This window comes from Nocardioides mangrovi, from assembly GCF_020073815.1.
Taxonomy (GTDB): domain Bacteria; phylum Actinomycetota; class Actinomycetes; order Propionibacteriales; family Nocardioidaceae; genus Nocardioides; species Nocardioides mangrovi.
This window is the reverse complement of record NZ_JAIQZJ010000011.1, coordinates 70,653-93,906: the sequence shown is the minus strand read 5'-3', so window position 1 is coordinate 93,906 and position 23,254 is coordinate 70,653. Positions and strand designations below refer to the sequence as shown.

Here is a 23,254-nt window from a genome sequence, read left to right as displayed (position 1 = left end):
CCGGTTTGACCGACGCCTCCGCGGCAGATCCGCCCCTGGACCGCCTCGCCTGCCTGGCGGGGCGGTCCTGGCGGGTCGGCGACCTGCCCGGCGGACTGACCAACCGCAACTTCCACGTGGTGTGCGACGACGGCCTCGAGCTGGTCGTGCGCTGGTCGAAGGGTGACGCGAGCCTGCTCGGCATCGACCGTGACGCCGAGGCGGCCAACACCGCCGCGGCGTACGACGCGGGGGTGGGGGCCGAGGTCGTCGAGTACCGCCCTGAGCTGGCGATGCTGGTCATCGGCTTCCTGCCGGGCACGGCGCTGGCCAACGGCGACTTCGCGGACCCCGGGATCCTGGCCCGCGCGGCCGATGCGACCCGACGGCTGCACGCCGGCCCGCGGTTCACCGGCGACTTCGACATGTTCGCGCGACAGGCGGCGTACCTCGCGACCGTCAGGCGGGAGGGCTACGCCCTGCCTTCCACGTACGACGACCACGCCGACTCGTGGGCAGCCGCGCGGCGCGCCCTCGCGGTGGCTGCGCGCCCGACCGTGCCCTGCAACAACGACCTCCTGGCCGCCAACTTCATCGACGACGGCGAGGCCTGCCACCTGATCGACTACGAGTACTCCGGCAACAACGAGGCCACCTTCGAGCTCGGCAACACCGCGACCGAGTGCGACCTGACACCGGAGCAGGTCGAGGCGTACGTCGAGGCCTACTACGGCTCGCCGAGCGCGGCCGACCTCGCACGCGTACGGTTGCAGATGGCGGTCAGCGAGTACGGATGGTCGCTCTGGGGCTTCATCCAGGCCGCCGCCAGCCCGATCGACTACGACTTCCACGGCTGGGGCATGGAGCGGTTCGAGAAGGCCGTGGCGACCTTCCGTGGCCCGGTGTTCACCTCGCTCCTGGAGGATGTGGCTCGTGGTTGACCTCCCATCCCGCGCCCGGGTCGTGATCGTCGGCGGAGGTGTCATCGGGGCGTCGGTGGCCTACCACCTGACGAAGCTCGGCTGGAGCGACGTGCTGCTCCTCGAGCAGGGGACGCTGTCGTGCGGCACCACCTGGCACGCGGCCGGCCTGGTGGGCCCGCTCCGTGCCTCGGAGAGCGGCACCCGTCTCGTGCAGTACTCCGCGGAGCTCTACGCCGCCCTCGAGGCCGAGACCGGCCTCGCGACCGGCTACCGCAACGTGGGCGGGGTGATCGTCGCGCGGACCGAGGACCGCATGGTGCAGCTGCGGCGGACCGCTGCCAACGCCGTCGCCTACGACATGCCGTGCGAGCTGATCGGCCCGGAGCGCGCCCAGGAGCTGTGGCCGCCGATGCAGGTCGACGACCTCCTCGGCGCGATCTGGCTGCCGGGCGACGGCAAGGTCAACCCCTCCGACGTGACCCAGTCGCTGGCCAAGGGCGCCCGGCAGCGCGGCGCCCGGATCGTCGAGCGGGTGCGGGTGACCGGCTTCGACGGCATCGACGGGCCGGCCGGTCGCCGGGTCACCGGCGTACGCACCGACCGCGGCGACGTCGAGGCCGAGGTCGTCGTCAACTGCGCCGGACAGTGGGCCAAAGCACTCGGGGACCTGGTCGGCGTCACGCTGCCGCTGCACTCGGCCGAGCACTTCTACGTCGTGACCGAGACGGTCGCGGGCACGCACCCCGACCTGCCGATCATGCGCGACCCGGACGGCTGGACCTACTTCAAGGAGGAGACCGGCGGCCTGGTCGTCGGCGGCTTCGAGCCCGAGGCCAAGCCGTGGCGCTCGCCCGACGACCTGCCCTACCCCTTCGAGTTCCAGCTCCTCGACGAGGACTGGGAGCACTTCTCGGTGCTGATGGACCAGGCGCTGGTCCGGATCCCCGCCCTGGAGGAGACCGGCATCCGGAAGTTCTACAACGGGCCCGAGTCCTTCACGCCCGACAACCAGTTCCTGCTCGGCGAGGCCCCCGGTCTCGCGGGCTACTTCGTCGGCGCGGGCTTCAACTCGGTCGGCATCGCCTCCGCCGGCGGCGCCGGGCGCGCGCTCGCGGAGTGGATCGTCGCGGGGGAACCGCAGGACGACCTGGTCGCGGTCGACGTACGCCGCTTCGCGCCCTTCCACGGCGACCACGCGTGGTTGCGGTCCCGCGTGTCCGAGGTGCTCGGGCTCCACTACGCCGTCCCGTGGCCGAACCGCGAGATGGAGTCCGGGCGGCCGCAGCGCACCTCGCCGCTGCACGACCGGCTGGCCGCCAGGGGCGCGGCCTTCGGCACCCGGATGGGCTGGGAGCGCCCGAACGTCTTCGCCCCTAGCGTCGACTACTCCTGGGGCAAGCCGGCGTGGCTGGCGGCGTCGGCGGCCGAGCAGCGGGCCACCCGCTCCGACGTCGCTGTCTTCGACCAGACGTCCTTCTCGAAGTACGTCGTCTCCGGCCCGGACGCCGTCGCCGGGCTCCAGTGGGCGTGCGCCGCGGACGTCGACGTGCCGGTCGGCCACTGCGTCTACACGCCCTTCCTCAACGGTCGCGGCACCTACGAGGCCGACCTGACCGTCACGCGCACGGCCGCGGACTCGTTCCTGCTCGTCTCGAGCTCCGCGACGACCATCCGCGACCTCGACTGGCTCGCCCGGCACGGCGTCCCGGCGCGGGACGTCACCGAGGACCATGCCGTGCTCGGCGTGATGGGGCCGCGCTCTCGCGACCTGCTCGCGTCGCTGTCGGAGGACGACTGGTCCGAGGAGGGCTTCCCCTTTGCCACCAGCCGGCTCGTGACCGTCGCGGGCGTCGAGGTGCGCGCCACCCGGATGACCTACGTCGGCGAGCTCGGCTGGGAGCTGATGGTCCCGGTCGCGGACGCGCCTGCGGCGTACGACGCGATCAGCGCGGCGGGCGCGACCGACGCGGGCTACTCCGCCATCGAGTCGCTGCGGCTGGAGAAGGGCTTCCGTGCCTTCGGCCGCGAGCTGACCCCCGACTACGGTCCGGTCGAGGCCGGCCTGGTCTTCGCCACGGCCCTGTCGGGTACGAAGGACTTCCTCGGCCGGTCCGCGCTCGAGGCGCACCGCGCGGCGCTCGCCGCGGGCGGCCCGCGGCGGCGTCTGGTGTCGCTGGTGGTCGAGTCGCCGGAGCCGATGCTCTGGGGCGGCGAGCTGCTGCTGCGCGACGGGGTGCCGTGCGGTCAGGTGACCAGCGCCGCCTGGGGCGAGACCGTCGGTTCGTGCGTGGGTCTCGGCTACCTGCGCCACGACGGCCCGGTGACCTCCGATTGGCTGGCGGGTGGCGGCTTCCAGGTCGACGTCGCGGGGGAGCGGTACGCCGTCCGCTGCTCGCTGCGGGCGCCGCTCGGCTGAGAGGTGCAGGATTCACCGGTGCACCGGTGAATCCTGCACTTCTCAGGCGTCGCAACGGCCGAGAAGTGACAGGGAAGCCTGAGAAGTCGGGTGTTCCCCTCAGCGGCCGATGTGGTAGCGGTCGCCGTACGTGTGCCATGTCAGCGGCGGGCTCAGGCTGAAGTTCCGCTCGCGGAGGAAGCGGGCCTGCTCGTCGTCGATGCGGGAGGTGTCGCGGTGGGCGTCCTCGGAGTACATGACCTCCTTGCGGGCCTGGAGGAACGCCTTCAGGTAGCGGACCTCCGATCCGCCCTCGGCCGGGGTGCGCGCGTGCTTCATCGCCGTACGCCGGATGCCGCCGAAGCTGTCCCAGGACCTGCCCGGCCCGTGCATGACGATCGCGTCGTAGTAGACGAACTGCCCGAGCGGTCGGAGCCCGTCGCGCTTCGCGCGGCTGACCGCCGGGTCGAAGTACATCCGGTCACGGACCCGGTCCTGGGCGGCCCGGAACCCGTCGGTGCGGGCGGCCTTCACCCAGGCGTGGTGGAAGGGCCGGCCGAGGCCGGCGTGGGAGTCGGTGCCGTTGACGTTCCGTAGAGCCGGCAGGAACCGGGCGAGCGGGTTGTGCGGGTGCCGGTCGGTGTAGCCGCGCACGAGGCGCAGCATGTCGCCGGTGCCGGAGCAGAAGCCGATGATGCCGCCGGTGTAGCCGCGGCCGTCTCCGATGTCCTCGAGGTAGCGGTACTGCCGGCGCCAGTGCAGCGATGAGTTCTCCGCGCTGGAGACCAGCTCCATCGCGATCTCCTTGCGATCCGGCCGGTCCAGCCCGGGGCGTGCGGAGGCTGGAGGTGCCGCCACGGCCGGTGCCAGGGCGACCGTGAGCGCGGTGACGGCAACGACGAGCCAGGTCCTCACGACCCGACCGTACGTCGGACGGACCTCAGCGACGCCGACGACGCTCCTGGACCTTGGCCACCGCGGCCTTGATGCGAGCCTGGTTCTCGGGCTTGCGCGCCTCGTCGTAGACCTTCTTGGCGATGCCGATCAGGGCCGCCGTCCGCATGATCCTCAACCGCTGCTCCTCGGGTCCGTCGGGTTACTCCGACCTCTCCGTACCCACCAGCGACGAACGTGCACCGAGGCAGGGTCAACGGCCGGACCCACGCCTGGTTACGAGTGGCGTTCGACTGGTCCAGACCGCCTGAGTGCCGCTCGGGGCCGATGGGCACACCGGGCTGCAGAGGCCGGGTCTTCCGGCCCCGCGATGTGGGGGAACTGGGCCCGTGCGGCCCTCGACGACGGAGTGTGCAATGACGATCTCTCGGCCGGCCACCGGCCTCGCCCTGGCGGGCGTGGCCACTCTCGTGACGCTGTCCTGCGGTCCGCTCGCAGGCACGGCCCTGGCGGTCGACCCGCCCGGCCACGCCGGGCAGCAGGGTGCCGCGCACGGCCAGGGCAAGGACCACGGCAAGAGCGGCGAGAACCATGGCAAGAGCGGTGAGAGCCACGGCAAGGGGCAGGACGCGGACCGGGCCAAGGGCCAGGGCAAGGGCCAGGGCCAGGGGCACGGGGCGACCAACCCGGGCCACGGCAAGGCGCCGCACGGCGGCAGCGCGGGACACAACCCGCCCGGCAACAACGGCACCGTGAAGATCGCCGGCCCCGGCGACGCGGTCGGTACGCCGAGCAACGACCCGCACCCGAGCTGCACGTTCGACATCGAGTGGTTCGGCTACGACGCCGGCTCGGACGTCGTCTCGACCGTCACCTTCACCCCGCAGGCGCCGACCGGCGACGTGACGATCGGCGGCACGGCGCCGTCCCAGGTGATCGTCGGCGGTGATGACGCCGGCGGTGGCACCGACCTGGATGGACGTCAGGCCTACGACCTCACCTTCACCGGCGCCCCGCACCCGCAGCAGGGCTACCACGTGAAGGTGACCGTCGCGACGCCCCACTCGCTCGGCAACGACACCAAGACCAAGGTGTTCTGGGTCGCGCCGTGCGACACCGCGACCGGCACCGCGAGCGACACCCCGGCGCCGTCCGCCTCCCCGTCCCCGGCCCAGGCCATCGGCACCGGTACCGACGCCTCCGCCGGCCCGGACCGCGACGTCGCGGGGATCTCGGCCTCGGCCAGCCCGGACAGCGACACCACCACCGGCACCACGGCCGGGACCAGCGCGGGATCGAGCTCGGCCGTGCCGACGTCGGTCGACGCCGGTGAGGACGGGGCCCTTCCGGAGTGGGCGCGGTCGCCGCTGCCGCTGGCCCTGCTCGGAGGCGGCGTCGCCCTGGCCGGTGCGGCCGTGCTGTCCCGTCGGCGGTCCCGTGCCTGACCTCCGTCGTAGCGCCCTCGCGGCCGCCGGCGTCGTGCTGGCGGCCGCTGGTGGCGTCTGGTGGGCGGAGGACGGTACGTCGGGCACCGCCGTCCCGTCCGCCGCGTCCGAGGACGCCCGCACCACCGGCCGCGCCGACACCACGGGGACGACGGCCACGCCCGAGGTCGCCCCGGTCACGCCCGGCGCCCCGGAGCGAGTGACGATCCCGGCGCTCCACGTGTCGGCACCCGTGCTGCCGGTCCGTGCGCCGGACCGGACGCTGGTGCCGCCGTCCGACCCGACCGAGCTGGGCTGGTGGGCCGACGGGGCCCGGCCCGGCGACGCCCGGGGGAGCGTGCTGATCGCCGGGCACACCGTGCACACCGGCGGCGGCGCCCTCGATGACCTCGAGCAGCTCCGCCGCGGCGACACCGTGGTCGTGCGCACCACCCACGGCCGCCTGACCTACGTGGTGCGGACCGAGCGGGTCTACACCAAGGGTCGGGTGGCCGACGACGCCGAGCGGCTCTTCAGCCAGGACGTCGCCGGCCGCCTCGTTCTCGTGACCTGCGAGGACTGGGACGGTGAGCGCTACCTGAGCAACGTCGTCGTGGTCGCCACGCCGCGCTCCTGAGCCGTCACGCCACCGTCACGAGCCCGCGTGGGTGTCGGACTCGACGACCGGGTCCTGGGCGTGCTCGCGTGCCTTGCCGTCCTGGCCGCCCGGACCGCCGAGGTCGGCGTCGGCGCGGACCAGCTCCTCGATCCGCTGGCCGGTCTCCTTGTCCACGGCGTTCCAGTAGGCGAAGGCGCGCTCGAGGACGTCACCCTCGACCCCTCCCAGCAGGTGTCCGGCCACCGTCTTCACGAACGTCTCGCGCTGCTCGTCGGACCACACCTCGCGCACCAGCGTGCCGGCCTGGCTGAAGTCGTCGTCGTCCGCGCGCAGCGTGTAGGCCTGCCGCACCATTGCCCCGTCGGTCTCCCACCCCGGGTCGACCTCGCCGACGTGGTCGGCGTAGCCGCGCCCGAAGGAGTTGGGCGCGTAGACCGGGTCGTCACCGCGGTGCTCGTAGGCCATCGGCCCGTCCTGCGTGTAGGTGTTGATCTCGACGTGCGGGCGGTTGACCGGCAGCTGCAGGTAGTTGGCGCCGATCCGGTGGCGGTGGGTGTCGGCGTACGCGAAGGCCCGGCCGAGCAGCATCTTGTCCGGCGAGAAGCCGATGCCCGGGACCAGGGCGGACGGCTCGAACGCCGCCTGCTCGATCTGGGCGAAGAAGTTCTCCGGGTTGCGGTTGAGGGTCATGGTGCCGACCTTCACGAGCGGGTAGTCGGCGTGCGGCCAGATCTTGGTGAGGTCGAACGGGTTGATCCGGTAGGTCTTCGCGTCGTCGTACGGCATCAGCTGCACCGACAGCGTCCACGACGGGAAGTCCTGCCGCGCGATCGCGTCGTAGAGGTCGCGACGGTGGAAGTCGGCGTCCTCGCCGGCGATCCTCGTGGCGTCCTGGTCGGTGAGTCCCTCGACGCCCTGGTCGCTGTGGAAGTGGTACTTCACCCAGTGCTTCTCACCGGCCTCGTTGATCCACAGGTAGGTGTGCGACCCGTAGCCGTTCATGTGGCGGTAGGTCTTCGGGATGCCGCGGTCGCCCATCAGGTAGGTGACCTGGTGGGCGGACTCCGGGTTGAGCGACCAGAAGTCCCACTGCATGTTGTTGTCGCGCAGGCCGTTGCCGCCCCGCCGCTTCTGGGAGCGGATGAAGTGGGGGAACTTCATGGTGTCGCGGATGAAGAAGACCGGGGTGTTGTTGCCGACGAGGTCGTAGTTGCCCTCGGTCGTGTAGAACTTCAGCGCGAAGCCGCGCGGGTCGCGCCAGGTGTCCGGGGACCCCTGCTCGCCCGCGACCGTCGAGAAGCGGGCCAGCATCTCGGTGGTCACGCCCGGCTGGAAGAGCGCGGCCTTGGTGTACGCCGAGACGTCCTCGGTCACGACGAGCTCACCGAAGGCGCCCGACCCCTTGGCGTGCACGTTGCGCTCCGGGACGCGCTCGCGGTTGAAGTGGGCCATCTGGTTCAGGAAGTGCACGTCGTGCAGCAGGATCGGCCCGTCCGGCCCGACCGTCAGGGAGTTGCGGTCGCTCGGGGCCGGCGCGCCGGTGTCCGTGGTCGAGCCCAGCTCGGCCTCCGACGAGGGTCCGGTCGCGATCGAGGTGCCGTCGGTGGGCTGGGGCAGGTCGGTCATGGGGTCCTCCGAGAGTCGGCTGGCGGGTACTCCGGCGCCGTACCCGCCCGTCCTCCGACACAAGCACTCGATCCTGAACGGATCAAGGGACGCCTCCCGCGCTACTCCGCCGTCACCCCTTCACCGCCCCCTCCAGGCCACCGCGCAGGAAGAGCCGCTGGAAGACCAGGAAGAAGGCGATCGGAAGCGCGCAGGAGATAAGCAGCGCCGCCAGGACGACGTCGAGCTCGGTGACGGCGGCCAACCGGGGGAGTCGCACCGACAGCGGCTGCTTGGCCGGGTCGGGCAGCACCACCAGGGGCCACACGAAGTCCTTCCACGCGGCGAGCACCGCGAAGACCGAGACCACGCCGAGGACCGGCCGGGACATCGGCAGGACGACGTACAGGAAGAGCCGGAAGTCGCCGCAGCCGTCGACGCGCGCGGCGTCGATGATCTCGCGCGGGAGGTTGTCGAAGAAGCGCTTGACCAGGGCGACGTTGAACGCCGAGGCGCCCGCCGGGAGGAAGGCGCCCCAGTAGGTGTTCACCAGGTTCCAGTGCGTGAAGGGCAGGTCGAGCACCGTCAGGTAGAGCGGGACGAGCAGCACCACCGCGGGCACGAACATCGTCGCGAGCACGAGGCCGTAGATGATCCGGCCACCGCGGGGGCGGAGCACCGCCAGGACGTAGCCGCCGGTGACCGCGACGACCATCTGCACCGCCCACGAGCCCGCCGCGATCACGACGGTGTTCCAGAAGTAGAGCTTGAGGTCGATGTCGACCCACGCGGTGCGCAGGTTGGCCCAGTCGACGCCGTGCGGCCACAGCGCCAGCGGCTGGCGCAGGGTGTCCTGGGTCGGGGTGATCGCGGACTTCGCCAGCCAGAGGATCGGGCCGAGGCAGACGACGAGCAGGAAGACGAGCAGCGCGCCGTTGAGCACCGCGCGGCTGAACCGGACGCCGGCACGCCGACGTTCGAAGGCCGAGGTGATGGTGCGGGTCTCGCCCTCGGTACGCCGGCGCCGCCGTCGGCGGCCCGCCGGCGCTGCGAGCTGGGGCTCCGGCTCGGGTGCCACGTCGGGGGTCTGCCGGGCCAGCGCGGTCACTCCGACCACCTCCGGGTCACCCGGAAGTAGACGACCGACATCAGTGCGAGCGCGCCGGCGAGCATCAGGCTCAGCGCCGTCGCCTTGCCGTAGTCGCCGCCGGTGGTGTTGGCGAACGCGTAGTCGTAGACCAGCAGCAGCACGGTCAGCGTCGCGTTGTCCGGGCCGCCGTCGGTGAAGAGGTAGGGCTCCAGGAAGACCTGCGAGGTCCCGATGATCTGCAGGATCAGGGTGATCAGCATGATCCCGCGCAGGTGCGGCAGGGTGACGTGCCAGACCTTCGAGAGCACGCCGGCGCCGTCGACCTCCGCGGCGTCGTACAGCTCCGGCGGGACGGACACGAGGGCGGCGAGGTAGATGATGACCGTGCCGCCGGCCGCGGCCCAGGTGGCCTCGATGACCAGGGACGGCATCGCCCACGACGGATCCTCGAGCCACGGCACCGGCCCGAGGCCGACCCACCCGAGCACGCTGTTGAAGACCCCGGTCGGCTCGGCGTCGTAGAAGAAGCGCCACAGCAGCACCGCCACCGCCGGTGGTACGACGACGGGCAGGTAGGCGAGCAGCGAGTAGAGACCGCGGGCGCGGCGCAGGTCGCTCATGATCACCGCCAGGACCAGCGGCACCGGGTAGCCGATGACCAGTGCCAGCAGGGCGAACCACAGCGTGTTCTGGACCGCGGTCGCCAGCAGCGGGTCGTCGAGCACCGCGCGGAAGTTGTCCAGGCCGACGAAGACCGGGTCGGTGACGAGGTTGGTCTGCTGCACGCTCATGACGAAGGAGCGGACGATCGGCCACCACGAGAAGAGGCCGAAGACGAGCAGCATCGGCAGCAGGAAGACCACCGGTGGGGCCGCGGCCCGGGCACGGGCCAGCAGGGAGGACATGAGGACCTTTCGAGACGGGCTCGCGGATGGATCCGGGCCGGCCGCCCTCGTCGAGGAGTGAGTCCGGCCGGCCCGGGGCTCGGTCAGCCGAGCAGCGCCTGCGCCTTGTCGTTGGCGTCGGCGAGCAGGCTGTCGATGTCGGCGTTCTCGTCGGTGAGCACCTTCTGCACGACCGAGTCGAGGATCCCGTAGACCTCCTGGGTGTGGGCCGCCGGCTCGGGGACGAGCTGCTGGTCGAAGACGCCGTCGGTGAACGACGTCATCTGGTCACGCGGCACGTTGACGTAGGGCTTGATCGCGTCCTGCACCTGCTGCCAGGTGTCCTGGTCGAAGATCGGCAGCGTCGGCGTACCGATCGGCTGGTCGCTCGCCTTGAGCACCTCGGCGTCCGCGACCGCGGCGTCCGGGTCGTAGTTCTTCCGCTCGCGGTAGAAGTCGTTCCACTTCACCGCGGCCTCCTGCTCGGCGGGCGAGGCCTTGGCGCTCACGGCGGCGACCGAGCCGCCGCCGAGGATGCCGGCGTCCGGGCTGTCCGAGAGCGGCAGCGCGGCCAGTCCGTAGGAGTCGGGGTCGACCTGGTTGGTCGTCACCAGGGCGTTGTAGACGTCCGAGCCGGACATGTACATGCCGATCTTCCCGGCGGCGAACGCCTCGTTGATGGTGCCCCACTCGAAGTTGGTGTTGCTGCCCATCGAGTCGTCGACCCAGCGCATCGTCTGGAGCATCTCGAGGCCCTGCTTGGTGGCGTCGTTGTCGATGCTCGCCTCGGTGCCGTCCTCGTTCTCCATGCGCCCGCCGAGGGCGTAGGTGAGGGTGGTCAGCATCCAGCCGCCGGTGTTGTTGGTGCTCATCTGCACGTAGCCCGCTGCGTCGGTCTTGTCGGCGATCGCCTTCGCGTCCGCCTCCACCTCGTCCCACGTCGTCGGCGGCTGGTCCGGGTCCAGCCCGGCCTGCTCGAAGAGGTCGCGGTTGTAGTGCAGCCCGACGCCGTAGACGTCGGTGGGGAGTCCGTAGATCTTGCCGTCGGTGCCCTGGGCGGCCGCGAGCACGCTCGGGTTGAAGTCCTCGGCGTACGGCAGCGCGTTGACGTCGTCGGTGACGTCGGCGATCTGCTGGCGCTCGGCGAGTCCCTTGGTGTCGGTGAACGGGACCCGGAAGGTCGTCGGCAGCTGGCCGCCGGCGAGCTGGGTCGCGAACGTCTCGGCGTTCCACTCCCACTCCACCGGCTTCACGACGATGTCGGGGTTCTCCTTCATGAACGCCTCGGCCTGCTTGTTGACCGCGTCGATCGTGCCCTGCTCGTCGCCGGGCCGCCAGCCCTCGACGGTGATCGTGACCTTGCCGCTGCTCTCGTTGTCGTCGTCGCTGCTTCCGCACGCGGCGGCGAGCACGGACACGGCGGCGAGCGAGGCGATGGTCGCCAGCGCGCTGAGCCGTCGGTGGTGGATCCTCATGGTCTCTCCCTGGTGGTGGTGCGTGGTGATCTGCGTGGTGGTAGGTGATGGGTACGGCGTCCGGTCGGCCTCAGCCGAGGTCGAGCCAGGCGCTGGCGTCGGCAGGCAGGCGGCCTCCCTCCACCGGTGCGCTGGCGAGACGGACCCGGGCCCCGGCGGGAAGGTCCACCGGGGCGCCCGAGAGGTTGGTGACGGCCGCGAAGCGGTCGCCCCGCCGGAAGGCGATGACGTCGGCCGCGTCGGGTCCGAGGTCGAGCCAGGTGAGCGCGCCGTCGCCCAGCTCGGGCAGCTCGCGCCGCATCCGCAGCGCGGAGCGATAGAGCTCGAGCATCGAGCCGGGGTCCCCGGCCTGGGCGGCGGCGGTCAGCGAGCCCCAGCCGACGGGCTGGGGGAGCCAGGTGTCGACCCGGCGCGGGCTGAAGCCGTACGGCGGCTCCGTGCCCGACCACGGGAACGGCACGCGACAGCCGTCCCGCCCGGGGTCGACCCCACCCGACCGCGCGTGCATCGGGTCCTCGATGCGGTCGATCGGGATGTCGGCCTCGGGGAGCCCGAGCTCCTCGCCCTGGAAGAGGTAGTAGGCGCCCGGGAGCGCCATCGCCAGCAGCGCCGCCGCCCGGGCCCGGCGGGTGCCGAGCCCCAGATCGGTGGGGATGCCGAACCGCTTCGTGTCGAACGCGAACGCGGTGTCCTCCCGGCCGTAGCGGGTCACGGGCCGGGTGACGTCGTGGTTCGACAGCACCCAGGTGGCCGGGGCGCCGACGCGATCGTGGACGTCGAGCGTCTGCTCGATCGAGGCGCGCAGCGCCTTCGCGTCCCACGGCGCGGTCATGTAGTCGAAGTTGAAGGCCGCGTGCAGCACGCCCGGGCGCAGGTAGCGGGCGAACCGCTCGGCGTCGGGCAGCCAGACCTCGCCGATCAGCACGCGGTCGGGGCCGTAGGACTCCGCGATCCGGCGCCAGGAGCGGTAGATGTCCTGCAGGTCCTCCCGGTCGACGTACGGGTGCTCGCCCGGGTCGGGCCGGCCGACGACGTCGGGGAGACGCTCGTCCTTGGCCAGCAGGGCCGCGGAGTCGATCCGGATGCCGGCGACGCCGCGGTCGAACCAGAACCGCAGGATCTCCTCGTGGTCGCGCACGACATCGGGGTGGCCCCAGTTGATGTCGGGTTGCCCGGGCGCGAAGAGGTGGAGGTACCACTGCTCGGGTACGCCGTCAGGCCCGATCACCCGCGACCACGCGGGTCCGCCGAACTCGGAGACCCAGCCGTTGGGCGCCAGCCCGCCGTCCTCGCCACGACCGTCGCGGAACCAGAAGCGCTCACGCTCGGGGGAGCCGGGTCCGGCGGCCAGCGCGGCCCGGAACCACGCGTGCTGGTCCGAGACGTGGTTCGGGACGACGTCGATGATGGTGCGGATCCCGACGGCTGCCGCGTCGCGGATCAGACCCTCGGCCTCCGCGAGGTTGCCGAACTGCGGGTCGATCGCGCGGTAGTCGGCGACGTCGTACCCGCCGTCGGCCATCGGCGAGGGGTACCACGGGGTGAACCACAGCGCGTCGACACCGAGGGTGGAGAGGTAGGCCAGACGGGTGCGGACGCCGGCCAGGTCGCCGGTGCCGTCACCGTCCGCGTCCGCGAAGCTGCGCGGATAGACCTGGTAGATCGACGCCCCGCGCCACCAGTCCTGCTCGGGGACGGGCCCGCTGGTGGGTCGGTCGGGTGGGGTCACGCGCAGCCTCGGCTTCCGGTCGTCGTGGCGACCGTCACACCGACGGCGCCGGCCGGAACGCTAGGGCTGTCTTACAGACGGCTGCAAGAACCTGACAGCACGTAATTAACTTTCAGATCTTGCAGTGGGAGCGGGCCCACTTGCCGGCCGCGTGGAGCGCCGGACGACCAGCTCCGGCTCGAAGAGCAGCTCCTCGGCGCCGAGCTCATCGCCCCGGATCTGGGCGAGCAGGGCGCCCACGGCGGCGCGCCCCATGGCCTCGATCGGTTGGCGCACGGTGGTCAGCGGCGGCTCGACGGAGGACATGAACGCCGAGTCGTCGTAGCCGACCACGGACACGTCGTCGGGCACGCGGTGGCCGGCGCGCCGCGCCGCCCGGATGGCGCCGAGGGCGAGCGGGTCGCTGGCGCAGATGAGCGCGGTGGCGCCCCGGTCGAGCAGGGTGGTCGCGGCCGCCTGGCCAGCCTGGAGGCTGAACTGCCCGTGCGTCACGAGCCGCTCGTCGAGCGGGGCGCCGGATGCGGCGAGCACCGCCCGTGCCGCCTCGAGCTTGCGCACCGACGGCTGGTGGTCGCGGGGGCCGAGCACGAGCGCGATGCGCTCGTGGCCCAGGGATCGAAGGTGGTCGACGGCCTGCTCGGCGGCGCTCGCGTCGTCGCAGACGACGCGGGGGAAGGGCAGTGCGGGGATGCCGGCGTTGAGGAGGACGACGGGGAGCTTGCGGCCGGCGAGTCGCTCGTAGTGCTGGTGGTCGGCGTCGGTCTGGCTGTAGCGGCCACCCGCGAAGATGATGCCGGCGACCTGCTGCTGCTCGAGCAGCATGTCGACGTAGTCGGCCTCGGCGCTGGCGTCGTTGGTCTGGGTGCACAGGACCGGGGTCAGGCCGTTCTGGGCGAGCTGGGCGCCGACCACCTCGGCCAACGCCGGGAAGATCGGGTTCTGCAGCTCGGGCAGCACCAGGCCGACCAGGCGGGCACGCTCGCCGCGCAGCTTGGTCGGTCGCTCGTAGCCGAGGACGTCGAGGGCGGTGAGCACGGTGTTGCGGGTCGCCTCGGAGACCCCGGGCTTGCTGTTGAGCACCCGGCTGACGGTCGCCTCGCTCACGCCGGCACGGGCGGCCACCTCGGCCAGTCGTCGCGTCATGGCGGCAGCATAGGTGCACGGCACGGCAACGAGGCTGCAAATGGTTGCAAGAACTGCGCAACCACGAGCGCGATCAGCGACCCCGGCCGACCACCACGAGGAAGGGGAGCCAGGCGGGGACGCGCTCCACGGGGGGCTGGTGGCAGGAATACTCGTGTGGTGTCCGTGGTTGGACGGCATAGTTCGGATTTCAACCAACTACCTCAGGAGTGAGTGGCCATGCAGTTCGGCATCTTCACCGTCGGCGACGTGACGACGGACCCCACCACGGGCCGGACGCCGACCGAGCACGAGCGGATCAAGGCCACCGTGGCGATCGCCCAGAAGGCCGAGGACATCGGCCTGGACGTCTTCGCGACCGGCGAGCACCACAACCCGCCCTTCATCGCGTCGAACCCGACCGCGACCCTCGCCTACATCGGCGCCAAGACCGAGAACCTCATCCTGTCGACGGCCACCACGCTGATCACCACGACCGACCCGGTGCTGATCGCGGAGGACTACGCCAAGATCCAGCACCTCACCGACGGCCGCGTCGACCTGATGATGGGCCGCGGCAACACCGGCCCGGTCTACCCGTGGTTCGGCAAGGACATCCGCCAGGGCATCAACCTCGCGATCGAGAATTACGCGCTGCTGCGCCGGCTGTGGTCCGAGGACGTCGTCAACTGGGAGGGGCGCTTCCGCACCCCGCTCCAGGGCTACACCTCGACCCCGCGCCCGCTCGACGGCGTCGCGCCCTTCGTGTGGCACGGCTCGATCCGCAGCCCCGAGATCGCCGAGCAGGCGGCCTACTACGGCGACGGCTTCTTCCACAACCACATCTTCTGGCCGGCCGGGCACACCCAGCAGATGGTCGACCTCTACCGCCGCCGCTTCGAGCACTACGGCCACGGCGCGTACGACGAGGCCTTCGTCGGCCTGGGCGGCCAGTTCTTCATGCGCAAGAACAGCCAGGACGCGGTGGACGAGTTCCGGCCCTACTTCGACAACGCGCCGGTCTACGGCCACGGCCCCTCCCTGGAGGACTTCACCGAGGCCACCCCGCTGACCGTCGGCTCCCCGCAGCAGGTGCTCGAGCGGACGCTCGGCTTCCGTGACTACGTCGGCCACTACCAGCGCCAGCTCTTCCTGGTCGACCACGCCGGCCTGCCGCTGAAGACGGTCCTCGAGCAGCTCGACCTGCTCGGCGAGATCCTCCCGGACCTGCGCAAGGGCATGGCCGAGGGCCGCCCGGCGAACGTGCCGGACGCGCCGACCCACGCGTCGCTGGTCGCGGCCGCGGGCGGTGCCAAGGACTCGACGGTGTACGCCGAGGCCGACAGCGCCACCGGCCACCGGGCCGAGGACGACGTCCAGGACGAGGACTACCTGGAGGCGACGGTATGACCAGGCTCGTGGTGATCTCGGCCGGGCTCTCGAACCCGTCGTCGACCACCTTGCTCGCGGAGCGGCTCACCGCCGCCACCGTCGAGGCCCTCGAAGACGTCGAGGTGACCCATGTCGAGCTGCGCGACCTGGCCCACCAGCTGACCGACCAGCTCCTGACCGGGTTCCCCGGTCCGGGGCTGGCGGCGGCGCAGGAAGCCGTGCGCGAGGCCGACGGGCTGATCGTCGTGACGCCGGTCTTCTCCGCGTCGTACTCCGGCCTCTTCAAGACGTTCTTCGACGTCCTGGAGACCGGGACGCTCGACGGGACCCCGGTGCTGGTCGCCGCGACCGCCGGCACGGCCCGCCACTCGCTGGTGCTCGAGCACGCGCTGCGGCCGCTCTTCGCCTACCTGCACGCGGTGGTCGTCCCGACCGGTGTCTTCGCGGCCACCGACGACTTCGCCGGCACCGACCTCCAGACCCGGGTCGACCGGGCCGCCGGCGAGCTCGCCGCGCTGATGGGCAAGGTCAGCCGGGTGGACACCGCCGTCACCAAGCGGCGCACCGTCGACGACGAGCTCGCCGCGGTGACGCCCTTCGAGGAGCTGCTCCGCCAGGCGTCCGAGGGTCGCTGACCTCAGAGGCCGTAGACGCGCCGGGCGTTGCCGGCGGCGACGAGGTCGACGACCGCGACGGCGTCGGCCTCGGACCAGTCGCCGCGGGCCACCCAGCCGCCGAGCACCTCACCCATCGCCCGCCGCCACAGAAGCGACCCGAGCGCGTGGAGCTCGGGCAGCCCGTAGGCGTCCGAGGAGTAGAGCTGCTTGCCGAAGGGCGCGAGCTCCATCGCCTCGGCGACCAGCTCGACCGAGCGGGCGCCGAGGTGGCTGACGGCCAGGCCGACGTCGAAGTGGACGTGGTCGAAGGCCTGCGCGAGGTAGCCCGCCTGCCGGTGGAAGGGGTAGCAGTGGAGCAGCAGCACCGGTGAGCCGATGCTGCGGAGCAGCGGGAGCAGCAGCATCGGGTCGGCCCGGTGCAGGTCGAGGTCGCGGTCGCCGAGGCCGGTGTGGACCTGGAGCGGCAGCCCGCGCTCAGCGGCCTCGTGGACCGCGAACGCCACCAGCACCGGGTCGGTCACCCGCGGCGCCGACCGCCGGGCCGCCGCCCCGACCTCGGCGTCGGAGGGCCGCGCCCAGTCGATGTCGAGCCCGCACCGGTACGCCGCGATCGTCTTGGTCGCGACGACGGTCCGGGCCGCGGCGTCCAGCCGCTCGCGGAACGCGCCGACCGGGTCGTCCTCGCCCAGTGCCTCCTCCAGGAGGGTCTCGAGGCGGACGACCTCGCTCATCGGGACCGGGTTGGTGACCACTCCCGGGGTCAGCCCGGTGTCCACCAGCCACTGGTCGACCCCGGCCGCGCCCAGGAACGTCCCCACCAGCTCGTCGTACGGCGTCGCGGAGCGTGCCTCCCAGTACGCGTCGGCGGAGACGAGCGGCGGCAGTCCGAGGAGGGGTGCGCACCAGCGCCGGACCGCGACCCCGATCGGTAGGTCGAAGCCGGTGCTGACCGGCCCCGGGGAGCCCTCGTTGAGAGCCGCCTCGAAGGCCGCCCGGTCGCCGGGCTCGGTGAACCAGCCGTGCACGTGGTGGTCGACGAGCCGCACGGTGCGGAGGTGCTCTAGCAGCTCCATGCGAACCGCAGTGCCTCGGCGGTCTCGGCCAGCGGCCGGTCGGCGTAGGCCGCGACCTCGTGCCGGCGTACGGCGAGGACGCCCGCGACCACCGGTGCGCCGAGCAGCTCGGCCGCCACCGCGGAGTCCTCGAGCGCGTCGAGCGCGGCCGCCTGGCCGGCCGGCAGCGCGACGAGCTCGCGGTCGGAGTCCGAGGGGTGCACCCCGACCTCCTCCGGCAGCGGGAGGCCGAGCTCGATGCCGCGCAGCGCGCTGCCGAGGAAGGCGGCGACCGCGAGGTAGGGGTTGGCGCTCGGGTCGACGACCTTGAGCTCGACGTTCGCGCCGTGGACGCTGCCCGGCCCGGCTGCGACGAGGCGGACCGCCGCCTCGCGGTTCTCCAGCCCCCAGCAGAGGGCGGCACCCGCCCAGTTGCCCGGCTGGAGCCGGGCGGCCGACACCGCGGATCCGGCGTAGACGCCGAGCAGGCCGGGGAGGGCATCGAGGACGCCGGCGATCGCGGCGCTGCCGACGTCGGTCAGGCCGTGGTGCCCGGCGCCGCCCGAGAGGACGGGTCCGTCGGCGGACCGCAGCGAGAGGTGCAGGTGGGCGCCGTTGCCCGCCTCGCCCGCGAAGGGCACCGGCGAGAAGGAGACACGCAGGCCGTGCCGGGCGGCGGCGCGACCGATCACGACCCGACCGAGGATCACGTCGTCGGCGGCCCGGACCGGGTCGGCAGGGGAGAGGGAGACCTCGAGCTGGTCGTGGCCGTACTCCATGTGGACCTGCTCCAGCGCCAGCCCGGCCCTCTCCGCGGCGGTGGCGAGGTCCACGAGGAAGGCCGCACGGTCCAGCGAGCTGGAGAGGCCGTACGGCGCCCAGCCGCCTCCCGACGCATGGCCGCCGTCGGCGTCCAGCAGCGTGCACTCCAGCTCGGCGCCGACGGTGGCCGCGAGACCGGCGTCGCGCGCACGCTCGGTGGTGCGCCGCAGCAGGCTCCGCGCGCACATCGTGGTCGGCCGGCCCTCCTGGTCGCAGAGGTCACCCGGGAGCCAGCCGATGCCGGGCGCGACCACCCGCGGCGCCGCGGGATCCATCCGGATCCGCAGGTCGCCGACGACGCCGAGCTCGGGAGTGAACGCGATGCCCCCGTCCGCGGTGAAGACGCTCCACGAGGGGGAGGCGCCGAGCCCGGCGGCGCGGAAGTTCGCGAGGCGCCCGGCGGGCACGTACTTCGCGCGGGATCCCCCCGACATGTCGACGATCGACGCGCCGACCAGGACCAGGTCGACCGGCAGGTCGCTCACCGGTGGTCGCTAGTGCTGGTAGGTGCCGTGGACGATCGCCCGAGCGGCCGTCTTGAAGGCGAGGTTGAAGGAGACGACCGCGGCCGAGGCGTCCGAGTCGACGCCGAGGGTCTCCTCCTTCACCGCGTGCACCACGAAGTAGTAGCGGTGCACCTGGTCGCCCTCGGGCGGAGCGGCGCCCATGAACGCCTTCGGGCCGCCGTCGTTGCGGCACATGAAGGCGTTGCCGGGCAGGTCGGCGCCCTCGGCGCCCGCACCGGCATCCAGCGAGGTGACGTCCGCGGGCAGGTCGACCAGGATCCAGTGCCAGAAGCCGCTCGGCGTCGGGGCGTCCGGGTCGAAGCAGGTGACGGTGTAGCTCTTCGTGCCTTCCGGCGCGCCCTCCCAGGACAGCTGGGGCGAGGTGTTGCCAGCCGCGGCGACCTGGTCGTCCTTCAACGGCTGGCCGTCGGTGACGTCGGCGCTGGTGACGGTGAACGACGGTACGGCGGGCAGCAGCTCGTAGGGGTCAGGGCTCACGGGACGGTCGAGGGTCATGTCGCTCCTATCGCAGTGGCGTGCTGGGACCGAACCTAGTCCGGTCCCCGAACCCGTGCCCAGGGGCCCGTTGGCGCACACGCGATGATGGGGCCGTGGACGACGACTACCCGACGTACCCCGCCGGACTCCGCCTTGCCGACCGCCGCGTCGTGGTCGTGGGCGGTGGGCACGTCGCGCAGCGGCGGGTGCCCCACCTGATCGCGGCCGGCGCCGACGTGCACGTCGTCTCGCCGGAGGTGACGCCGGCGATCGAGGGCATGGTCGGCGCAGGCGAGCTGACCTGGCACGAGCGCCGTTTCGAGGACGCCGACCTCGACGACAGCTGGTACTGCATCGCCGCCACCGCGGACACCGCGGTGAACGAGGCGGTCTCCGCGGCCGCGGAGGTACGCCGCGTCTTCTGCGTGCGCGCCGACGACGGCACCCGCGCCACGGCGTGGACGCCGGCCACCGGCCGCCACGACGGGATCACGGTCGCGGTGCTCTGCAACCGCGAGCCGCAGCGCTCGGCCCGGATCCGCGACGAGATCGTCGAGGAGCTGCGCGAGGGCACGCTCGCCGCCCGGCGCCAGCGGGACCACGCTCCCGGCGTGGTCCTGGTCGGCGGCGGCCCCGGCGATCCCGAGCTGATCAGCATCGCCGGCCGCAAGGCGCTGATGGACGCCGACGTCGTCGTGGCGGACCGACTCGCGCCGCGCGAGCTGCTCGGCGACCTGCCCGCCGACGTCGAGCTCGTCGACGTCACCAAGCTCCCGCGCGGCCGGTCCGCGCAGCAGGAGGAGATCAATCGGGTCATCGTCGAGCGCGCCCTCGCCGGCAAGCGGGTGGTCCGCTTCAAGGGCGGCGACAACTTCGTCTTCGGCCGCGGCTACGAGGAGATCCTCGCCTGCCGCGAGGCCGGCGTGCCGGTCACCGTGATCCCCGGGCTGACCAGCCCGGTCGCCGTACCCGCCGTCGCCGGCATCCCGGTCACCCATCGCGGCGTGGCCCACGAGTTCACGGTCATCTCGGGGCACATCCCGCCCGGCCACCCCGACTCGCTCACCAACTGGTCGGCCGTCGCCTCGATGCACGGCACCGTGGTGCTGATGATGGCGGTCGAGAACGCGCCCGCGATCGCGGATGCGCTCGTCGCCGGTGGTCGGCCCGCCACGACGCCGGTCGCCGTGGTCTGCGACGGCACGATGCCCGGCGAGCGGACCGTGCTCGCGACCCTCGGCACCCTCGCCTCGGCGCTCGTTGCCGAAGAGGTGCGGCCGCCGGCGATCATCGTGGTCGGCGAGGTGGTGCGGGTCGCGCATCCCGGGGCGTTCGGTGGCTGAGCTCGTCGAGGTCACCGACGCCGACGACCCGCGGCTCGCCGACTACCGCGACCTGCGCGACGTCGAGCTGCGCAAGCACCTCGAGGCCGAGCACGGCCTCTTCCTCGCCGAGGGGGAGAAGGTCGTCCGCCGCGCCGTGGCCGCCGGCTACGCCCCGCGGTCCTTCCTGATGGCGCCCCGCTGGCTCGACGGGCTGGCCGACTCGCTGGCCGGCACCGACGCGCCCTGCTACGTGATGCCCGAGGCGCTGATCGAGTCGGTGACCGGCTTCCACGTCCACCGCGGTGCGCTCGCCTCCCTGGAGCGACGCCCGCTGCCGTCGGTCGCCTCGGTGCTCGAAGGCGCCCGGTCGGTGCTGGTGCTGGAGGAGATAGTCGACCACACCAACGTCGGCGCGATCTTCCGCTCCGGCGCCGCGATGGGCTTCGACGCCGTGCTGCTGGCTCCCCGGTGCGCGGATCCGCTCTACCGCCGCTCGATCAAGGTCGCGATGGGCACGGTGTTCTCGATGCCCTGGACCCGCCTCCCGGACTGGTACGACGCCCTGCCGACTCTCTCTTCCGCCGGCTTCACCACCGTCGCCCTGACCCTCGCGCCCGACGCCGTACCGGTCGAGGACGCCGTCGCCGGCGCCGCCCGCGTCGCCCTCGTGCTGGGGTCCGAGGGCCACGGCCTGTCGCCCCGCTGGGAGGAGTCCGCCGACCGCCGCGCCATCATCCCGATGGCCCCCGGCGTCGACTCGCTGAACGTCGCCGCCGCCTCCGCCGTCGCCTGCTACGTCACCGCCCGCCGCTGACCCCGGGGGGATTGGTCACCAACCTGGTCGATCCGGCCCGAGATCATGGGGTTGGTGACCAATCCCCCCGCTGGACGGCGTGGGTCGGATCCGGCCACTTCTCAGGCAACCCCGTCACTTCTCAGGCGTTGCAACGGCAGTCGACCCCAACCCGCTCAGATCCACTTCCGCAGCTTGAAGACGCCCCAGAGCGTGACGCTGACCAGCAGCATCAGGACGAGCGCGAAGGGGTAGCCGGCGGCCCAGTGCAGCTCGGGCATGTGGTCGAAGTTCATGCCGTAGACCGTGCCGACCAGGGTCGGGGCGAAGAGAATCGCCGCCCAGGCGGAGATGCGCTTGACGTCGTCGTTCTGCTCGATGCTCGCCTCGGACAGCGCGCGCATCTCCTCGTTCTGGCGCTGGGCGACGAGCGTCGCGTTCACGGTGAGGATGTCGCGGAGCAGCTGGCGGAAGCCGTCGACCTGCTCGATGACCTGCGTGAGGTGGTCCTCGACGTCGCGGAGGTAGCGGCGCAGCTCCTCGTCGGTGCCGTACTTGTCGAAGCCGGCGCTGAGGTTGGCGAGCACGGCCGCGAGCGGGCGCGTCGCGCGCTGGAACTCGATCACCTCGCGCGAGAGCTCGTAGATGCGCCGCGACACCTCGGGCGCGCTGCCGAAGACCTCGGTCTCGATCTCGTCGATGTCCTGCCCCAGGCCCGCGACCACCGGCAGGTAGCCGTCGACGACCCGGTCGAGGATCGCGTAGAGGATCGCCTCCGGACCGAGCGAGAGCAGGTCGGGGTTGCTCTCGAGGCGGCGGCGTACGGCGGAGAGGTCCGGCGACTCGCTGTGCCGGACGGTGATCACGAAGTCGGGGCCGACGAAGACGTGCACCTCGCCGAAGTCGACCTCCTCGCGCGCGTCGTCGTAGTGCGCGGCGCGGAGCACCACGAAGAGCGTGTCGTCGTAGCGCTCCAGCTTGGGCCGCTGGTGCGCGACGATCGCGTCCTCGATGGCCAGCTCGTGGAGGTCGAACTCGTCGGCGATCGACCCGAGCTCGTGGTGGTCGGGCCGGTAGAGCCCGATCCAGGCGACCGCGCCCTCGTGCTCGCGCAGCGAGCGGTAGCTGTCGGCCAGCGAGGTGGGGGACTCGACCCGGTCCCCGGCGACGTAGATCGCGCTGTCGACGATGCTGACCCGGTCACCGATGCGCTCGACGGCGAGCGAGGCGCCGGGTGCGGCAGGAGTGCGACGCGAGCCGGGTCGGCGGACCCGGCCGGTCAGTGAGCGGATCGGCTTGAAGCTGCGGTCGGACATGACGGGACCTCGCAGTCGGTGAGGAGAGGACGGGGGACGCGCGTACTGTCGCTATGCACCGCTCTCACCTCCCTGGCTCGGGTCTCTTCCGACGAAAGGAAGGGTACGCCGCAGGTCAGGTGGCCGGCCACTCGGCCGGGTAGTCGCCCGCCGCCTTGTCGTGGGCCTTCTGCAGCTTCTTGCGCTGCTTGATCGGCAGCCGGTCGCCGAAGACCGTGCCGAGCGTGTGGTCGGTCTCGTGCTGGAGACAGCGCGCGAGCAGCCCGTCGCCCTCGAACGCGACCGGCTCGCCGTCCAGGCCGGTGCCGGTCACCGAGGCGAAGTCGGGCCGGGCGCACTCGACGAACGCGCCCGGGAAGGACAGGCAGCCCTCGTCGTCGACGTCGAGCTGGCGGTCCTTGCCCTCGGGCAGCGTGACGGCGGGATTGCAGACGACCCCGACGGTCCGCTCGCCGGACGCATCGGGGCAGTCGAAGACGAAGACCGCCTGGTCGACGCCGATCTGGCAGGCGGCCAGCCCGACCCCGTCCGCGGCGTACATCGTGGCGACCATGTCGGCGACCAGCGTGCGGAGCGCCTCGTCGTACGCCGTCACCGCGGCCTGCGGGCGGTGCATCACCGGCGTGCCCCACCGGGTCATCGGCCGCACGGTGCCACCCTCGGGGAGCGGGCCGTGGGGAGCGTGGACGGTCTCGGTCTCGCTGGGCATGGGGAGAGGGTAGCCACCGTGTGACCCGCTCCACGGCCCAGGATCAGCGTTGGCTGTAGCGCTGAGTGTAACTCCGAGTTACATT

21 protein-coding genes are annotated in these 23,254 nt (G+C 72.2%); 8 read left to right on the top strand and 13 right to left on the bottom strand.

The window, feature by feature from the left end; genetic code table 11:
* Nucleotides 1–5 precede the first annotated feature (5 nt).
* Both K8U61_RS17300 and K8U61_RS17295 read left to right on the top strand, forming a co-directional pair.
* Entirely contained in the window at nt 6–920 is a 915-nt protein-coding gene (locus tag K8U61_RS17300; protein WP_224124287.1) for a phosphotransferase, read from the top strand.
* Complete coding sequence (locus K8U61_RS17295; RefSeq protein ID WP_263427333.1) at nt 904–3,318, top strand: GcvT family protein; 2,415 nt, start codon at nt 904–906, stop codon at nt 3,316–3,318. Before K8U61_RS17300 ends, K8U61_RS17295 begins: the two co-directional genes overlap by 17 nt.
* A 99-nt stretch (nt 3,319–3,417) precedes the next feature.
* Here the strand turns inward: K8U61_RS17295 and K8U61_RS17290 are convergent, their stop codons facing one another.
* Together K8U61_RS17290 and K8U61_RS25135 are read right to left on the bottom strand one after the other, a co-directional pair.
* On the bottom strand, nt 3,418–4,212 hold the full coding sequence (locus tag K8U61_RS17290) for a chitosanase (RefSeq protein ID WP_224124285.1): 795 nt from the start codon (nt 4,210–4,212) through the stop codon (nt 3,418–3,420).
* Between the two features lie 25 nt (nt 4,213–4,237).
* Nucleotides 4,238–4,369, bottom strand: coding sequence for a hypothetical protein (locus tag K8U61_RS25135; protein ID WP_263427332.1), 132 nt, complete (start codon nt 4,367–4,369; stop codon nt 4,238–4,240).
* Nucleotides 4,370–4,607: 238 nt separating this feature from the next.
* Here K8U61_RS25135 and K8U61_RS17285 point away from each other — a divergent pair, with 238 nt between their 5' ends.
* Complete coding sequence (locus K8U61_RS17285; protein ID WP_224124284.1) at nt 4,608–5,636, top strand: hypothetical protein; 1,029 nt, start codon at nt 4,608–4,610, stop codon at nt 5,634–5,636.
* Nucleotides 5,629–6,252: a class F sortase gene (locus tag K8U61_RS17280; protein WP_224124283.1), complete on the top strand. Its 624-nt coding sequence runs from the start codon at nt 5,629–5,631 to the stop codon at nt 6,250–6,252. Before K8U61_RS17285 ends, K8U61_RS17280 begins: the two co-directional genes overlap by 8 nt.
* Nucleotides 6,253–6,267: 15 nt before the next feature.
* Here the strand turns inward: K8U61_RS17280 and K8U61_RS17275 are convergent, their stop codons facing one another.
* The 6 genes from K8U61_RS17275 to K8U61_RS17250 form a co-directional block, all read right to left on the bottom strand.
* Nucleotides 6,268–7,860 carry a catalase gene (locus tag K8U61_RS17275; RefSeq protein WP_224124282.1) on the bottom strand — a complete coding sequence of 531 codons (1,593 nt, stop codon included), beginning with the start codon at nt 7,858–7,860 and terminating at the stop codon, nt 6,268–6,270.
* Nucleotides 7,861–7,972: 112 nt separating this feature from the next.
* On the bottom strand, nt 7,973–8,947 hold the full coding sequence (locus K8U61_RS17270) for a carbohydrate ABC transporter permease (RefSeq protein ID WP_224124281.1): 975 nt from the start codon (nt 8,945–8,947) through the stop codon (nt 7,973–7,975).
* Nucleotides 8,944–9,834: a carbohydrate ABC transporter permease gene (locus K8U61_RS17265; protein ID WP_224124280.1), complete on the bottom strand. Its 891-nt coding sequence runs from the start codon at nt 9,832–9,834 to the stop codon at nt 8,944–8,946. Before K8U61_RS17265 ends, K8U61_RS17270 begins: the two co-directional genes overlap by 4 nt.
* Nucleotides 9,835–9,917: 83 nt before the next feature.
* Nucleotides 9,918–11,288 (bottom strand): ABC transporter substrate-binding protein, encoded by a 1,371-nt coding sequence (locus tag K8U61_RS17260; protein ID WP_224124279.1) that lies wholly within the window; start codon nt 11,286–11,288, stop codon nt 9,918–9,920.
* A gap of 70 nt (nt 11,289–11,358) precedes the next feature.
* Complete coding sequence (locus K8U61_RS17255) at nt 11,359–13,017, bottom strand: glycoside hydrolase family 13 protein (RefSeq protein ID WP_224124278.1); 1,659 nt, start codon at nt 13,015–13,017, stop codon at nt 11,359–11,361.
* 105 nt (nt 13,018–13,122) lie between these two features.
* Entirely contained in the window at nt 13,123–14,160 is a 1,038-nt protein-coding gene (locus K8U61_RS17250; protein ID WP_224124277.1) for a LacI family DNA-binding transcriptional regulator, read from the bottom strand.
* A 219-nt stretch (nt 14,161–14,379) separates the two neighbouring features.
* Between K8U61_RS17250 and K8U61_RS17245 the strand changes: the two genes are divergently transcribed.
* Together K8U61_RS17245 and K8U61_RS17240 are read left to right on the top strand one after the other, a co-directional pair.
* Nucleotides 14,380–15,549, top strand: coding sequence for an LLM class flavin-dependent oxidoreductase (locus K8U61_RS17245; RefSeq protein WP_224124276.1), 1,170 nt, complete (start codon nt 14,380–14,382; stop codon nt 15,547–15,549).
* A complete protein-coding gene (locus tag K8U61_RS17240) occupies nt 15,546–16,166 on the top strand; it encodes an FMN reductase (RefSeq protein ID WP_224124275.1) in 621 nt (206 codons plus the stop codon). Before K8U61_RS17245 ends, K8U61_RS17240 begins: the two co-directional genes overlap by 4 nt.
* Nucleotides 16,167–16,168: 2 nt before the next feature.
* On the opposite strand, the gene K8U61_RS17235 is transcribed toward K8U61_RS17240, so the two are convergent.
* From K8U61_RS17235 to K8U61_RS17225, 3 genes are read right to left on the bottom strand one after another with little or no spacing between them, the layout of a single operon-like run.
* Nucleotides 16,169–17,221: an amidohydrolase family protein gene (locus tag K8U61_RS17235; protein WP_224124274.1), complete on the bottom strand. Its 1,053-nt coding sequence runs from the start codon at nt 17,219–17,221 to the stop codon at nt 16,169–16,171.
* Nucleotides 17,209–18,507, bottom strand: coding sequence for a type I glutamate--ammonia ligase (locus K8U61_RS17230; protein ID WP_224124273.1), 1,299 nt, complete (start codon nt 18,505–18,507; stop codon nt 17,209–17,211). The genes K8U61_RS17235 and K8U61_RS17230 overlap by 13 nt, the downstream gene beginning before the upstream one ends.
* Nucleotides 18,508–18,516: 9 nt before the next feature.
* Nucleotides 18,517–19,044, bottom strand: coding sequence for a YbhB/YbcL family Raf kinase inhibitor-like protein (locus tag K8U61_RS17225; RefSeq protein ID WP_224124272.1), 528 nt, complete (start codon nt 19,042–19,044; stop codon nt 18,517–18,519).
* Between the two features lie 95 nt (nt 19,045–19,139).
* Between K8U61_RS17225 and cobA the strand changes: the two genes are divergently transcribed.
* Both cobA and K8U61_RS17215 read left to right on the top strand, forming a co-directional pair.
* The gene (gene cobA / locus K8U61_RS17220; protein WP_224124271.1) at nt 19,140–20,369 is read left to right on the top strand and encodes a uroporphyrinogen-III C-methyltransferase; all 1,230 of its coding nucleotides are present in this window, start codon (nt 19,140–19,142) and stop codon (nt 20,367–20,369) included.
* Nucleotides 20,362–21,165, top strand: coding sequence for a TrmH family RNA methyltransferase (locus K8U61_RS17215; protein ID WP_224124270.1), 804 nt, complete (start codon nt 20,362–20,364; stop codon nt 21,163–21,165). The genes cobA and K8U61_RS17215 overlap by 8 nt, the downstream gene beginning before the upstream one ends.
* Before the next feature lie 155 nt (nt 21,166–21,320).
* Here the strand turns inward: K8U61_RS17215 and K8U61_RS17210 are convergent, their stop codons facing one another.
* Both K8U61_RS17210 and def read right to left on the bottom strand, forming a co-directional pair.
* The gene (locus K8U61_RS17210; protein ID WP_224124269.1) at nt 21,321–22,460 is read right to left on the bottom strand and encodes a magnesium and cobalt transport protein CorA; all 1,140 of its coding nucleotides are present in this window, start codon (nt 22,458–22,460) and stop codon (nt 21,321–21,323) included.
* A 115-nt stretch (nt 22,461–22,575) separates the two neighbouring features.
* Entirely contained in the window at nt 22,576–23,169 is a 594-nt protein-coding gene (gene def, locus K8U61_RS17205; protein ID WP_224124268.1) for a peptide deformylase, read from the bottom strand.
* Nucleotides 23,170–23,254: the final 85 nt, after the last annotated feature.